General features: G+C 74.7%; 13 protein-coding genes. 6 read left to right on the top strand and 7 right to left on the bottom strand.

Annotation, left to right across the window (positions count from 1 at the left end):
• The first annotated feature begins 9 nt into the window (after positions 1–9).
• A complete protein-coding gene (locus V1260_RS00805; protein WP_329744890.1) occupies positions 10–444 on the top strand; it encodes an ankyrin repeat domain-containing protein in 435 nt (144 codons plus the stop codon).
• A 15-nt stretch (positions 445–459) separates the two neighbouring features.
• Here the strand turns inward: V1260_RS00805 and V1260_RS00800 are convergent, their stop codons facing one another.
• The 5 genes from V1260_RS00800 to V1260_RS00780 all read right to left on the bottom strand — a co-directional run bounded on the left by V1260_RS00800 (position 460) and on the right by V1260_RS00780 (position 4356).
• Entirely contained in the window at positions 460–996 is a 537-nt protein-coding gene (locus V1260_RS00800; protein WP_329744889.1) for a GNAT family N-acetyltransferase, read from the bottom strand.
• A gap of 5 nt (positions 997–1001) precedes the next feature.
• The gene (locus tag V1260_RS00795; RefSeq protein ID WP_329744888.1) at positions 1002–2075 is read right to left on the bottom strand and encodes an alpha/beta fold hydrolase; all 1074 of its coding nucleotides are present in this window, start codon (positions 2073–2075) and stop codon (positions 1002–1004) included.
• Positions 2072–3205, bottom strand: coding sequence for an Fpg/Nei family DNA glycosylase (locus V1260_RS00790; RefSeq protein ID WP_329744887.1), 1134 nt, complete (start codon positions 3203–3205; stop codon positions 2072–2074). Before V1260_RS00790 ends, V1260_RS00795 begins: the two co-directional genes overlap by 4 nt.
• On the bottom strand, positions 3205–3675 hold the full coding sequence (locus tag V1260_RS00785) for a ribose-5-phosphate isomerase (RefSeq protein WP_329744886.1): 471 nt from the start codon (positions 3673–3675) through the stop codon (positions 3205–3207). The genes V1260_RS00790 and V1260_RS00785 overlap by 1 nt, the downstream gene beginning before the upstream one ends.
• A gap of 63 nt (positions 3676–3738) precedes the next feature.
• The gene (locus V1260_RS00780; RefSeq protein WP_329744885.1) at positions 3739–4356 is read right to left on the bottom strand and encodes a mycothiol-dependent nitroreductase Rv2466c family protein; all 618 of its coding nucleotides are present in this window, start codon (positions 4354–4356) and stop codon (positions 3739–3741) included.
• 91 nt (positions 4357–4447) lie between these two features.
• On the opposite strand from V1260_RS00780, the gene V1260_RS00775 reads away from it, so the two are divergent.
• Both V1260_RS00775 and V1260_RS00770 read left to right on the top strand, forming a co-directional pair.
• Positions 4448–6316, top strand: coding sequence for an ABC transporter ATP-binding protein (locus V1260_RS00775; protein ID WP_329744884.1), 1869 nt, complete (start codon positions 4448–4450; stop codon positions 6314–6316).
• Entirely contained in the window at positions 6313–8193 is a 1881-nt protein-coding gene (locus V1260_RS00770; protein WP_329744883.1) for an ABC transporter ATP-binding protein, read from the top strand. Before V1260_RS00775 ends, V1260_RS00770 begins: the two co-directional genes overlap by 4 nt.
• A gap of 32 nt (positions 8194–8225) precedes the next feature.
• Here the strand turns inward: V1260_RS00770 and V1260_RS00765 are convergent, their stop codons facing one another.
• Positions 8226–9593 carry a hypothetical protein gene (locus V1260_RS00765; protein WP_329744882.1) on the bottom strand — a complete coding sequence of 456 codons (1368 nt, stop codon included), beginning with the start codon at positions 9591–9593 and terminating at the stop codon, positions 8226–8228.
• A gap of 9 nt (positions 9594–9602) precedes the next feature.
• Between V1260_RS00765 and V1260_RS00760 the strand changes: the two genes are divergently transcribed.
• Complete coding sequence (locus tag V1260_RS00760; protein WP_329744881.1) at positions 9603–10919, top strand: serine/threonine-protein kinase; 1317 nt, start codon at positions 9603–9605, stop codon at positions 10917–10919.
• 16 nt (positions 10920–10935) lie between these two features.
• Here the strand turns inward: V1260_RS00760 and V1260_RS00755 are convergent, their stop codons facing one another.
• Complete coding sequence (locus tag V1260_RS00755) at positions 10936–11616, bottom strand: response regulator transcription factor (protein WP_329744880.1); 681 nt, start codon at positions 11614–11616, stop codon at positions 10936–10938.
• Between the two features lie 38 nt (positions 11617–11654).
• On the opposite strand from V1260_RS00755, the gene V1260_RS00750 reads away from it, so the two are divergent.
• Positions 11655–13466, top strand: a complete 1812-nt coding sequence (locus V1260_RS00750; protein WP_329744879.1) for a sensor histidine kinase — start codon at positions 11655–11657, stop codon at positions 13464–13466.
• Between the two features lie 63 nt (positions 13467–13529).
• Complete coding sequence (locus tag V1260_RS00745; protein ID WP_329744878.1) at positions 13530–14624, top strand: fatty acid desaturase family protein; 1095 nt, start codon at positions 13530–13532, stop codon at positions 14622–14624.
• The last annotated feature ends 79 nt before the right edge of the window (positions 14625–14703 follow it).

The raw sequence follows: 14703 nt of genomic DNA, 5'->3' as shown, positions 1-14703 counted from the left end.
CCTGGGGCGATGGACGATGACACGCTGAACCCCACCCCCACCCCCGAGGACGAGGCCGTTCTCGAGCTGGCGCGCACGATGCTGGACGCCGCTCGGCAGGGCGATGCGGCGACCCTGCTGCCGCTGCTCGACCAGGGCGCTCCGGTCAACCTCCGCGACGGCGCCGGGAACTCGGCGCTGATGCTCGCCGCCTACCACGGGCACTCAGAGCTCGTCGCCGAGCTGGCGGCGCGCGGGGCGGATGTCGACCTGCTGAACGACCGCGGCCAGTCCCCGCTCGCGGGCGCCGCGTTCAAGGGCGATGCGGCCGTGGCGCGGGCGCTGCTCGCGGCCGGCGCGGATCCGAGCCTCGGCACGCCCGATGCGCGCGAGACCGCCCGCTACTTCGAGCGCGCCGAGATCGTCGCGCTGCTCGATGAGGTGGGCGGCCCGGACGCCGCCTGACGCTCTGCCCCCCGGTCAGTCCTGCGGGTGGCGGTACACCATCGGCACGTGCTCGATCCCGGCCTCGAGGAACATCTCGCCGGCCGTCTCGTAGCCCATCCCCAGGTACCACCGCTCGAGATACGCCTGCGCGTCGATGTGCACCTCGGCGCGCGGGTCGAGCTCGTGGGTGACGTCGAGGGCGGCGCGCATGATGCGGCCGCCGAACCCATCACGGCGGTTCGCGGCGCGCACCGCGAGGCGGCCGATGCGCAACGTGCCGTCGGCCTCGCGCATGATGCGGATGTGGGCGGCGGGCTCCCTCTCGAGCCCCGCCGCCTCCGCGTCCGGTCCCGGCACCTCGATCCACAGCAGGATCGTGCCGGGCTCGAGGTCGCGGCCGTCGAGGTCGGGATCGGTGGCGCCCTGCTCGATCGAGAAGACGTCCTGGCGGAGCTTCGCGAGGAGGTAGAGCGTGCGGGGGTCGATCTCGCGGACGGGGGCGCGACGCAGCACCGCACCGGTCGCGGGATCGGCGGCGGAGGCCGCGGGATGGATCACGGGGTCGGACATGCCGCTCACTGTACTGAGCGGTCACCGCCCGCAGCGGTCTCGACCCGGGTGATCATCTCCTCCATCGCCCGCCGCCAGGCCGCGACCATCGCGGGGCCGCCGTGCCCTTCCTCCTCGACGACCTCGAGACGGGAGGCGGGCCAGGCGCGGTGCAGCTCCCAGGCGGTGCGCAGCGGTCCCGAGACGTCGCGGCGCCCGTGGATCAGCACGGCCGGAAGGTGCGCGATGCGGGGCATGCCGCCGAGCAGCCCGGATCCGGGCTCGGCTCCCCAGGGCACGGCGTGATCGGCGACGAAACCGTCATGGGCCCAGTAGTGGGTGACCAGCCGCGCGAAGCCCCTCGCCTGCTCGGTCACGGTCTGGTCGGCGGGGACGGAGTGGGAACGCACGGTGGCGCCGGTGCCGATGCGGATGTGCTCGTCCTCCCAGGCGGTCCAGGCCCGCACCGCCTCGTCGACGAGGGCGGGATCCGCGGCGGTGAGCATCTGCCGGTACGCCTCGATCAGCCGCATCGGCCCGCCGCGCCGATAGGCGGTGCGGCGCTCGGCGAGGTCGGCCAGCTCGTCCCAGACCTCGGGATGGATCGCCCCGACGTGCTCGGTGATCCAGTCGACCTCGGCGCGGGAGGTGCTGGTCACCGCCATCAGCACGATGCCGAGCACCCGATCGGGGTGGCTCTGAGCGTAGGCGAGCGCGAGGGTCGACCCCCAGGAGACGCCCTGGAGGATCCACGCCTCGATCCCGAGGTGCTCGCGCAGCGCCTCGAGATCGGCGATCAGGTGACCGGTGGTCTGGGCGCCGAGGTCCACGGCCCCGAGGGCTCCGGCGGGCGGGGTGCTCTCGCCCGCCCCGCGCTGCGAGAGGCCGACGAGACGGGTGCGCGCGGCGGGGACGTTGCGCCGGTAGCCGGGCGTGAGCCGCCCGCCCGGGCCACCGTGGAGGTACAGGGCGGGGACCCCGCCCTCGCTGCCGGAGGTCTCGAAGGCGATCTCGTGGCCCTCGCCGACGGGGAGCCGGCCCCGGGACAGCAGCGGCGCCGGCGGCGGGAGCGTCGGGTCCTCGCCCGCGGCGGAGGTCACGGCGTCCCCTCCCCCGTGCGGATCCCGTTCCCGGCGCTGATCCCGTCCCCGGCGGTCGGCGGAGAGGACTCGAGCGCCCAGGGCGCGGCGGGATGCTGCCGGGTCCACGGGGCGCGACGGCTGCGCATCCCCTGGCAGCGGGGGCACCAGTACACGGTGCGGCCCGCCATCGCGGCGCTCCGGATGACGGTGGAGCAGACCCGGCAGGGCAGGGTCTGCCGGTGGTAGACGTAGAAGGACTGCTCGCGCGGGATGACGTCCGGGTCCTCGTCCCCGTTCTGCCGGGTGCGCCGACGGGGCTCGAGGATCTGCGCCTCGATCTCGCGGTGCTCCGGCTGCGTGGTGACGATGCGACCGGTCCGCGCGCCGTAGGCGATCAGCGGCACCAGGTCCTCCCAGAGCCCCTCGACCAGACCGCGGCCGAGCTCCCGGCCGGGGACCCAGGGGTCGAGCCGGGCGCGCCACAGCAGCTCGGCGCGGTAGATGTTGCCGATCCCGGCCACCACCGACTGGTCCATCAGCTGGGTGCCGATCGCGGTGCGGGAGCGCAGCACCCGGTCCACGAAGCGGCCCGGGTCCGCGTCCGTCCGGAGCGGGTCGGGGCCGAGCCGACCCAGCAGCGCGGTGCGTTGCGCGGCGTCGTAGATCTCGCAGGCGGTCGGCCCGGTGAGGTCGGCGAGCCCGCGCTCGCCGACGAGCCGCAGCCGCACCGTCTCGCGCGGCACGAGGTGGCGCCAGGCACCGTCGGCCGCGTCGTCCGCCTCGTCACCCGCTCCGGCATCCGACCCGTCGGCGGCGAGCACCTCCTCCCGCTCGCCGACCCGCAGCCGCGGCGCGCCGATCGCATGCGCGGTCGCGAAGCCGGGGTCGCCGGCGAACGTCCATGAGCCGTACAGCCCCAGGTGGATGTGCACGATCCGCACCACGGGATCGCCGAGCGGGACGTCGGCGGCCGGCGCGAGATGCAGCAGCAGGTGCTTGCCGGCCGCCTCCGCCTCGAGCAGGGTCCAGCCCGAGAGCTCCGCCGCCTCCGGGAAGCGGCCCTGCGGGCTGGACGCCAGCACGCGTCGCCCGCCGAAGCCACGCCGCAGCGCTGCGGCGAGCCGATGGACGGTGTGTCCCTCGGGCATCAGGCGCCGGGCGCCTCGTACCCGCCGGTCCGCTCGTAGCGCGCCATCAGCTCGATGCGCCGCTGGTGGCGCTCCTCGCCGGAGAACGGCTCGGCGAGGAAGACGTCGATGAGGTGCTCGAGCTCCTCCTCGTCGTGCTGGCGGGCGCCCACCGAGATGACGTTGGCGTCGTTGTGCTGACGGGCGAGACGCGCCGTGTCCTCGTTCCACACGAGGGCCGCGCGCACCCCGTCGACCTTGTTCGCAGCGATCTGCTCGCCGTTGCCCGAGCCGCCGATGACGATGCCAAGCGCCGACGGGTCCGCGACGACGGCCTCGCCGACGGCGGTGCAGAAGGGCGGGTAGTCGTCGAGGGCGTCGTACTCGTGGGCACCGTGGTCGGTGACCTCGTGGCCCTTGTTCTGCAGGCTGGCGACGAGGCGGTTCTTGAGCTCGAAGCCGGCGTGGTCGGTGCCGATGTGCACGCGCATGGAGAGGGGGTTCCTTCGGGGAGCTGTCGGTGGGGATGGGGTGAGCGGGCGGGCCCGCCCGGCTCAGGAGAAGTCGATGCCGCCGGTGCGCTGGCGCTTGAGCTCGTAGAAGCCCGGCAGCTCGGACATGGTCGCGAGCGCGTCGAGCAGGCGGCCGGCATCCTCGCCCTTCGGGGCCGGGGAGAGGACGGGGCCGAAGTACGCGGTGCCCTCGCCGAAGGAGATCACCGGGGTGCCCACGTCGCTGCCGACGCGGGAGATCGCGTCCTGGTGGGAGGCGCGCAGCGCCTGATCGGTCTCGTCCCCGGAGACGTCCTCGTAGACGTCGATCAGGGAGGCGGGCAGCTCGGCGGCCGCGAGCGCCTCGACGGCGACGGCGCGACGGTCCTTGTTCCCGCCGACGTGGTAGCGCTCGCCCCAGGCGGTGTACCAGCGGGAGAAGGCCTCGGCGCCCTCGGTGCGGCGGATCTCGATCGCGAGGCGCGCGGCACCGATGGTCTGGTTCGTGGAGGCGCGGTAGTCGGGATCGAGGTCGTTGCCCTCGTTGAGCACGTAGAGGGACATGACGGAGAACACCGGCTCCACCTCGCGTACCTGGGCGGCGTTGAGCAGCCAGCGGCTGGTCATCCAGGCGAAGGGACAGGCGGGATCGACGAACAGCTCGACACGGCGGGCGGTCATTTCGGCTCCTCGGGCTCGGGGGTGATGCGCTCCATTCTGTCATCGCGCAAATCCCGTTGCGCCGGTCCGTCCACCGAGGTTGGATTCTCTGGTGTCCTCCGCCTCCCCCGCCTCCGCGCCCTCCCGCTCCGACGCCCCCTCGGTGATGCGGTCGATCGTGCGCGGCCACCGTCGCCGGATCCCCGGCATCATGGCCGTCTCCTTCTTCGTCGAGGGCGTCGACATGCTGGTCCCCGTGCTGGTGGGCCTGATCATCGACGCCGGCATCGTCCAGGGGAACCTGGCGCTCGTGCTCGCCGGCGCCGCCGGCATCTTCGTCCTGCGGCTGCTGAGCACCTGGGCGTGGACCATCATGTTCGCGCTCTCGCAGAAGGCGCGCATGTTCGAGCGGCACCGTCTGCGCGTCGCCGTCACCGGCGCGGTCCTGGACCCCCGGTCCCGGCCGATCCAGCGGCCCTCGGGCGAGGTGCTCTCGATCGCGACCTCCGACGCGGACAAGGCCTCGGACGTCATGGACATGCTGCCGTGGGCCTTCCCCGCGGGCGCCGTGGTGCTCGCCGCCGGTGCCTGGCTCGCGATCCTCGATCCCTGGCTCGGCGTCGCGACCCTCGTCGGGATCCTGGTGATGGTCCTCGTGATCCGGGTGATCTCGCCGATCCTCTCCGCCCGCTACGACGCGCAGCAGTCCAAGGCCGCCGACGCCGCCGCGACGGCGACCGACCTGGTGCACGGCCTGCGCGTGCTGCAGGGCCTCGGCGTGCAGTCGAGGGCCCGCGCCCAGTACCGCCGACGCTCCCGCATCGCGCTCGACGCGGCGCTCATCAACGCCCGCTTCTCCGGCGTCGCGGGCGGCCTGACCACCCTGGTCACCGCCGCGATGATGGCGGCCGTGGTGATCATCGCCGCGCAGCGCACGATCGCGGGCGACATGACCATCGGCACCCTGATCGCCGTCGTCGGCGTGGCCCGCAACAACATGGGCATGCTGCAGGGCCTCTCCGGCCTGCCCGTGTGGTGGGCGTCGATGTCCACCTCGGGCCGCCGCGTGCGCGACCTGCTGGCGGACCTCGGCCGCACCATCGACGACCCCGAGCTGAGCATCGACCACCTCGCCCGCGCCCGCGACGATCGCGGCGAGGCCCGCCGCGGCGAGCGCCGCGCCGGGGTGGGCGGCCTGCACCTGCGGGACCTCCCCCTCGGCGCCGTGCCGGCTGCGGAGGGCGAGGCCGACGGGGACGATGAGGACGGCGCCGACGTAGTGGCCGGCGCGCCGGCCACGACGAGGCTCGATCTCACCGTCCCCGACGGTCGCATCGTGGCGCTCGCCTGCGCCGACCCGCGGGACGCCGACGCGGTGATCGCCGCCGTCGGCGGGAAGGGCGAGAGCACGGGCGTGCACCTCGGCGATCCGGCGGATCCCGAGCGGTCCTCCCTCGAGGTCACCACCCGCACCCGCTTCTCGACCCGCGCGGACCTGCTGGTCGAGCCGCACGTGGTGGACCTCTTCGACGGGACCCTGCGCGAGCAGCTCGCGACCCGTCTGCCCGAGGGCAGCGAGGAGGGCTGGGAGGAGCGGGCCCTGCACGCCGCGGGCGCCGAGGACCTGCTGCGGATCCTGCCCGAGTCCTACGACACCCGCATCCTCGACCGCGGCGCGAACCTCTCCGGCGGCCAGCGCCAGCGCATCGCCCTCGCCCGGGCGGTCGCGGCCGACGCCCCGGTGCTCGTGCTCCACGACCCCACCACCGCGGTGGACGCCGTGACGGAGCAGCACATCGCCGAGGCGCTCGTCGCGGCGCGTCGGGACGAGGACCGGGCGACCCTGCTGGTCACCCGCTCACCGGCCCTCCTGCGCGCCGCCGACGAGGTGGTCTACGTGCGCGGCGGCAGCCTCGCCGCGCAGGGCGACCACCTCGACCTCATGGACCGCGACGACTACCGGGAGATGGTGCAGCGATGACCCGCTCGAGCACGCCCCCGTCGGCCCCCGCCCCGGTGGCCGATCTGACCCTGATCGACTGGGACGCCTCCCCCGAGGAGCTGCTCGCGGTCGACGCGACCGCGCGCCGTCAGCTCGACGAGCACGCCCAGATCCTGCCGATCGCCGACGTCCCCACCTCGGTGCGCCATGTCGGCGCGCGGCTGCGCCGCTTCGGCGGGATGACCGTGCTGACCCTGCTGGTGGTCATCGCGGGTGCCGCGGCCGCGGCCTGGATGCCGCGCCTGATCGGCGGGGCCGTCGACCTGGTGCAATCCGGGGCGGGCTCCGCGGACCTGTGGCGCCAGGGCGGGCTGATCATGCTCGCCGGCGTGCTGCAGGCGATCCTCGCCGCGCTCGGCTGGGCGCTCGTGTCGAGCCTCGGCCAACGGGTCCTCGCCGGGATGCGCGAGGACGTGATCGACCGCGCCCTCGACCTGCCCGCGCAGACCATGGAGATCACCGGTATCGGCGACGCCCTCTCGCGCGTCGCCGACGACGTGGACGTCACCGCCCGCGCCGTGAACAACGTGGTGCCCAACATCATCCAGATGGGCTTCTACGTGGTCGTGACCCTGATCGGCATGGCGACCCTCTCGCCGTGGCTGCTGATCCTGGTGGTCGTGGTGGTGCCGATGTACGTCGGCGCCGGGGTCTGGTACCTGCGCCGCACCGCGCCCATCTACCGCCGCGAGCGGGTCGCGATGGGCGCCCGCGCCCAGGGCCTGCTCTCCGCGATCCACGGCATCCCCACCGTGCACGCCTACGGCATCGAGCGGCGCGAGACCCGCCACGTCGCGGTGCTCTCCGAGACCGCCGTCGTGCTCGGCATGCGCGTCATGACCCTGGTGACCAAGCTGGTCAAGGTGATGGTGTGGCCCGAGAACATCGCGATCGCCCTGGTGCTCGTGCTCGGCTACGTGATGGTCAACGTCTCGGGCGCCCCCGTGGGCCTGGTGACGGCCGCCGCGCTGTACCTGATCTCCCTGCTGTGGCCGATGATGAACCTCATCTTCAGCCTCGACGACGTGCAGTCCGCCGCCGCGTCGCTCACCCGCATGGTCGGCGTGATCGAGGCGATCGACCCCGCCGCCTCCCCCGGCGAGCAGATCCCCTCCGACGGCTCGATCCGGCTGGAGGGCGTCTCCCACGCCTACGGCACCGACGAGGAGGGGCGCGAGCGGACCGTCCTGCATCCGATCGACCTCACGATCGCCGACGGCGAGACCGTCTCGCTCGTGGGCGCCTCGGGCGCCGGCAAGTCGACCCTCGCGGCGATCATCGCCGGGACCCTCGAGCCGCGCCACGGCCGGGTGCGCCATGGCGGGGCCGACCTCGCCCGCGCCGATCTCGAGGCGATCCGCCGCCACTCCAGCATCGTCAGCCAAGACGTGCACGTCTTCCGCGGGACCCTCGCGGAGGATCTGCGCCTGGCCCGCCCCGATGCCACCGATCAGGAGCTGCGCGCGGCGCTGCGCCTGGTCGACGCCGAGACCTGGGCCCTCGCGCTGCCGCAGGGGCTGGAGACCGAGGTGGGCGAGAAGGGCGAGCGGCTCACCGCCGAGCAGTCCCAGCAGCTGGCCCTCGCCCGGATCGTGCTCCAGGACCCCGCGGTGCTGGTGCTCGACGAGGCCACGGCCGACGAGGGCTCCTCGGGGGCGCGCACCCTCGAGCGCGCCGCCTTCGAGGTGGCGCGCGGGCGCACGACGATCATCGTCGCGCACCGCCTCTCGCAGGCGATGGTCGCCGACCGGATCCTGGTGATGGAGGGCGGCCGCGTGGTCGAGCAGGGCCCGCACCAGGAGCTGGTGGATCGCGGCGGCGTGTACGCGCGCCTGTGGGAGGCCTGGTCCGGCTGAACCGGTCCGGCTGAACCGGCCCGGCGCGAGGATCAGCGGCGGCGGATCAGCACGAGCACGCCGGCGAGCCCGGTCCCGAGGCCGAGCACGCCGAGCACCCCGGCCCCGGCCAGCAGGGCGATCCGTCCGGCGGTCCAGTCCCCGCCGAGCGGGCCCCGGCGCGTCGCCGGCGAGGCGTCGCCGAGCTCGAGCACCTCGCCCTCGGCGGCGTCCTCCGCGACCTCGCCCTCGACCTCGAGGGTGAGGATCAGGCGCACCGGCTCGGCCGCCGCGGCAGGGGCGCCCTCGGGAAGCTGCCGGCGCTGCAGCTGCACCGTGTAGGTCCCCGGGAGCCAGGCGGAGCGGATCGACTCCGTCTCCGAGCTGCGATTGCCGAGGTCGACGGGCGCGACCATGCCGCCGCCGCTGATGGTCGCGGAACTGTGCACCGTCCACATCCCGCCGTCCACGACGACCGGTCCACGGACCGCGTCGAAGACGCGCAGCCCGATGTCGGCGCTGCCCTCGGACGGCAGGGCCGTCACCTCGGTGCGCCAGCGCAGCCGCTGGCCCTCCTGCACGTCGACGGCGAGCAGCGCGGTCTCCCCCGGCTGCAGCTCGAGCACGGTCGAGCCCGGCTCGACGCGGGTCGCGGTCGCGAAGGAGCGACCCGGCGTGATCGGCTCGGTGTCGGCGGGGGCGGCGGGCGAGGCCCCGTCGTCGTCGATCTCCTCGTCGACGGCGGGGGCTCCGCCGCCGAGGCCCGCCGGCTGGATCGCGACCTGGATCTCGACGGGCAGGGGACGCTCGGCGTCCCGCGCCCCGAGGCGCTGGACGCGCAGGTACAGGGCCTCGCCTGCGCACCCGTCGGGCCCGACCTCGGCCGAGACCCGGGCGGAGGTGATCGGGCCGTCACCGTCGAAGGTCTCCCCCGCGGAGCGGGTGCTGCCGTCGACGCAGTCCGCCCCCTGCGCGGTGACGAGGTCGACGCCGACGTCGAGCGACTCCCGCTCCTCGGGCAGGCCGTCGGCGTACGGGGGCGCGGCGATCGTCGCCGCCGCATGCACCCGCTGCCCGTCGGCGACCCCGATCCGGTAGTACTTCGCGGTGCCCACGGCGGAGTCACCGGTCGCGCCCTCCTCGAGGACGTCCCGGACGATGCCGGGGCCGATCTCCGGGGCCTGGGCGAGCGAGGCCCCGCCCGCGACCTCCGTGCCCTCGACCCGGTAGGCGTGCTCCGGCACCTCATCCGCCGACGCGGGGTCGGCGAGCGCCGTCGGCGAGCCCAGCGCGGCGAGGAGCACGGCGAGCGCCCCGCCCAGGGCGAGGCGCCCGATGCGCGGGGGTCGTCCCGCGGGCTCGCGGAGGTCCCCACGGGACGGCGCGGACCGGATCGGGACGGGGAGGAGGTGCCCTAGCATGGCCCCATCATGTCCGATGTCATCGCAGGCCGCATCGAGCTGCTCGACCCCCTGGCCCGAGGCGCCTCAGGGTCGCTGTGGCGCGCGGTCGACCGCCGCTACGGCGCGATCTGCGCCGCGAAGGTGATGCGGCAGCGCGACGGCGCCGAGGTGCTGCGGTTCGTGCGCGAGCAGAGCGTCGGCACCGCGCAGGACCTCGGCCGGCACCCGCATCTGCTGCCCCCGTACACCTGGGTCGCCGAGGACGACACGATCGTGCTGGTGATGCCCCTCGTCCACGGCGGCACCCTGGCCTCGCTGACGGCGGAGCACGGCCCGCTCTCCCCCGCCCTGGTCGCGCACCTGCTGCGCCAGCTGCTCGACGCCCTCGCGACGCTGCACGAGTCCGGCTGGGTGCACCGCGACGTGAAACCCGCGAACCTCCTCCTCGCCGCGACCGGCGCGGCCGCCCCGCACCTGCTGCTCGCCGACTTCGGCATCGCCCTGCACACCTCCGACATCCGCCTCACGGAGACGGGCCTGGTCCAGGGCACGCCCGGCTTCCAGGCCCCCGAGGCGATCGCCGGGCAGACCACCTCCACCGCGCAGGACGTCTGGGCCGCCGCGGCCTGCGCCCTCGAGGCCCTCGCCCCGTCGGCGCCGCGGGAGCGTCCGACGGCGGGGCAGCTGCCCGCTCGCCTCGACGCCGCGCTCGCCGGCAGCCCCGATCCGGCGGCGAGACCGCTCGGCGCGCTGCTGCACGCCATGCTGAGCGCCGATCCGGCCGACCGCCCGAGCGCCGCGGAGGCGCGGGAGACCATCCCGCTGTTCACGGCGCCCCCGGAGCACTGGGCGCTCACCCGTTCCGGGGCCCGGGTCACGGTGCCGGACCGGGTCGAGGGGACCGTCGGGCGCCCCGAGGTGCCGCTCGAGGGGCCGGCCTCGCTCGCGGGCCTGGCGCCGGGTCTGCACGAGCGGCTGACGGCGCGCTCGACCGCGAGCTCCGGCCCAGACTCCCCCACCGAGCTGTTCGTCCGGAAGCCGACTCCGCGGGATCCGATCGCCTCTCCCCCGGCGCCCGGCGCGGTCGCCCCGTCGGCCGGCTCCCCCGCGCCCGCGATCGGCTCGCCGTCGTCCGGTGCCGGCTCCCCGGCGCCCTCGGCCGGCTTCCCCGCGCCCGGCACCGGGTGGTCGGCTCCGGCTGTCGGCCCGTCTATCCTCCCCGTCGGTCCTCCGGCGTCGGCCGCGACCCCGCGCGGCTCCCGCCGGGGGCTGGGCCTCGGACTGCTGCTGCTCGCCGCGGTGCTGCTCGCGGGCTCTGGCGGTCTGCTCTGGGCGGCCCTCTGAGCTCGAGCCCGAGCTCTCAGGCACCGGGACGCACGAGGCCCGTCTCGTAGGCGGTGACCACCAGCTGGGTGCGATCCCGCGCGCCCAGCTTGGCGAGGATCCGCGAGACGTGGCTCTTCACGGTCTGCTCGGCCATCACCAGCTCCGCGGCGATCTCCCGATTGGCGAGACCGCGCGCGACCCCGCGGAGCACCTCGAGCTCCCGTTCGGTGAGATCGGCGAGCCGCGGAGAGGTGCGCACCGCCGGCTCCGGGCGGGAGACGTAGTCCTCGATCAGGGAACGGGTCACCCGCGGGGCGAGCAGGGACTCCCCCGCGGCGACCACCCGCACGGCGTGGACCAGCTCCTCCGGTGTGGAATCCTTGAGCAGGAAGCCGCTGGCCCCCGCGCGCAGGGCGGCGAACACGTACTCGTCGGCGTCGAAGGTGGTCAACATGATGATCCGCGGAGGCGTGCCGGGCATGGCGAGCACCGCCCGGGTCGCGTCGAGCCCGCCGACGTGCGGCATGCGGATGTCCATGAGCACCACATCGGGCCGCGTGCGGCGCACCACCTCGGTGATCCCGGCCCCGTCCCCCGCGGTGCCCACCACGGCGATGCCGTCCTGCGCGTCCAGGAGCGCCTCGAAGCCGGCCCGGATCATCGACTGGTCGTCGACGATCAGCACGCGGAGCACGGACGGGGAGACGGGGGGCATGGCGACACGGTACCGCCGGTCCCCGGGAGGGACCTGCGATGGCCCTCGTCCCTGACCGGCGGGCGCTACGGCGCCTCGGCCACGACCTCGACCTGGTGATGACCGGGCTCGGCCTGACGTTGCTCGCCGCGATCATGCTGCTGCCCCTGGGCGCCGTCTCCGCCGCTCTCGCGGTGGTGTGGGTCGGCGTGGTGCTCCTCCCCGTCACCCTCGGGCTCGCGGCCATGATCGCCGGCTGGGATCGGGCCCGGCTGGTGCGCTGGGGGCTCCGAGTGGCCCCACCGGACTACCGGCCGCGCGGCCGCGGGGTGCGCGGCCTGCTGCCGCTGCTCGGGGATCCGCGACGCTGGCTGGACCTCGCCTTCGAGGCGCTGATCGCCCTGCCGGTGCGGGCCGCTACCGCGGGCGCGGCGGTCGCCTGGGCGGGCGCGGCGCTGGGCGGGCTCAGCTTCTGGGCGTGGGGACGGGCCCTGCCCGCCGCGCCGCTGCCGTTCGGCGGGCAATGGGCGGTGGCGCTCGCCCTCGGGATCGTCCTCGCCCTCTCCTTCCCGGCGGTGGTGCATCAGCTGGCCCGGCTCGATGTGCTGGTGACGGTGCCGCTGCTGGGTGGGGAGGAGCCCGGCTCCCGCCCAGCTCCCGGTCCACGTGCCGCCGTCTCCGGCCCGGCGACGGTCCTCCACGAGGAGGCGTGGACGCGGATGACGGTGGCCTTCCTGGGGGTCGTGCTGCTGGCCGTCGGCTGGCCGGTCACCGCCGCGCTGTACGAGGTGCATCCGGCGCTCGCCATGCTCGTCGCGGTCGCGGCGTCCGCGGCACCGCTGGTCGCCGTCGGCCGACCCCGCGAGGGGCTCGCCCTGTCGGTCCTCGTGGCGGCGGGAACGATGCTCGTCACCGCTCCCGCCCAGGGCCTCGAACCGTGGCCCTGGCCGGTCACGGCGCTGATCGCGCACTGCCTCGTGCTGGCGGTCCTCGCCGTGCTGCACCGCTGGTACTGGTCGCTCGCCGGGTGGTCCGCAGGGGCGGTGCTCACGCTCCTCGCCCTCGTCGGGACCCTGCCGGTCGAACTGCCGGGACCGGTGCTGCGGCAGGTCTCGACCAATGCCGTGGTGCAGGTCGCGATCAGCGGAGCGGTTGTGCTGCTGGGCCTCACGGTCCGCCAGCTGGTGCTGGTCAGCGAGCGGGTCGAGGAGGCGCAGACCGTCACCGCGGAGGAGATGCGGCGCCGCATCGAGCTCGAGGAGCGCCACCGCATCGCCCGCGAGCTGCACGACGTGGTCGCGCACTCGATGTCGGTCATCACGGTGCAGGCGGGCACCGCTCGCTTCCGCCTCGGCGGTCTCGACGCCCGCACCGAGCAGGAGTTCGAGGACATCGCCGCCTCCTCCCGCCAGGCCCTCGCCGAGATGCGCGCCCTGCTCGCGACCCTGCGCACCGACGAGGGCCCCGAGGACCTGCCCCAGCCGGGCCTCGCGGACCTCCCGGAGCTGATCGACGCGAGCCGGGCGACGGGGGCGCGGATCGACGCCGAGCTGGACCCGGTCGAGGTCCCGCCGACGGTGGGTCTGACCGCCTTCCGCGTGGTGCAGGAGGCGCTCTCCAATGCGCTGCGCCATGCCCGGGGCGCCCCGATCACGGTGCGCGTCACCGCCGGGGACGGTGCGCTCGCGGTCCACGTCGGCAACGACGCCCCGCGGGCCGATCACGCCCCGATCCCGGGATCGGGGCTGGGACTGGACGGGGCGCGGCAGCGGGTCGCGGCGCTCGGCGGCACCTTCGCGGCGGGACCGCGGGAGGACGGCGGCTTCACGGTCCGGGCCCTGATCCCGATCGCCGACCCCCTACCCCGGTAGGGGGTGCAGGTTCGCTCCCGCGGGTGACGCGCACGGGGCGACCACCTCCTTAGTGTCGCGGCCATGACCGCTCTCGACACGCTGCCGGAGCCGACGCCCGGCACCCCCTCCCGGCCCCGGGCCGCCGCCAACCGCGACTACTTCGAGCTCACCGAGCGGGTGAAGGCCGCGGGCCTGATGGGGCGCGACGTGCGCACCTACGTGCTGCGCACCGCCCTGCTCACCGTGGTCCTCGCCGCCGGGATCGCCGGCATGGCGCTGATCCCCGACTCCCCCTGGCTGCTGCTGCTCGGCGCCGGCTTCGGCGTGCTCTTCACCCAGTTCGCCTTCCTCGCGCACGACGGAGCGCACCAGCAGGTGTTCGCCTCCGGCCGCCGCAACCAGTGGTTCGCGCGGATCATCGGCAACCTCGTGGTGGGCCTGAGCGTCGCCTGGTGGAACCGCAAGCACGGCAAGCACCACGCCCACCCGAACACCATCGGCAAGGACGGCGACATCTCCGGCGGGGTGCTCGTGTTCGTCCCCGGCGACGAGCAGGGCCGCTCCGGGTTCATGGCCTGGCTGGCGAAGCGCCAGGGATGGGCCTTCCTGCCCCTGCTGAGCCTGTTCGCCTTCGTGCTCCACTACGAGGCGATCTCCAGCGTCCTCCGCGACACGAAGATGAAGCACCGCCTCGCCGAGGCCGTGCTCTGCGGGATCCGGATCCTCGGCTTCCCCGTGCTGGCCTTCGCGACCATGTCCCCGGGATGGGCGGTGGGCTTCCTCGCGGTGCAGCTGGCCGTCTTCGGCATCACCATGGGCGGCTCCTTCGCCCCGAACCACAAGGGCATGCCGATCCTGCCCGAGGATCTCGAGGTCGACTTCCTGCGCCGCCAGGTGCTCACCTCCCGCAACATCACCGGCGGGCGGCTGATGACCTGGGCCATGGGCGGGCTCGACCTGCAGATCGAGCACCACCTGTTCCCGCGCATGCCGTCCGGCCACCTGCGCCGGGTCCGGCCGATCGTCCGGGAGTTCTGCGCCGAGAAGGGCATCGTCTACACCGAGACGTCCCTGCTGCGCTCGTACATCATCGTCATCCGGTACCTCAACCGGGTGGGCCTCGGCTACGCCGACCCAATGGACTGCCCGGTCGCGGCCCAGCTGCGACGGGCCTGAACCGGTCCGCCCGGGCCAGCGCGTCCGCGGCGCCGAGACCGGCGCGCCTGACGCCCCGCTCCCCGGGAGGCGGTATGGT

It is taken from the genome of Brachybacterium sp. J144, from assembly GCF_036321705.1.
In the GTDB taxonomy this organism is placed as follows: domain Bacteria; phylum Actinomycetota; class Actinomycetes; order Actinomycetales; family Dermabacteraceae; genus Brachybacterium.
The sequence above is the reverse complement of the archived record's forward strand: the minus strand, read 5'-3'. Positions and strand labels throughout refer to the sequence as shown.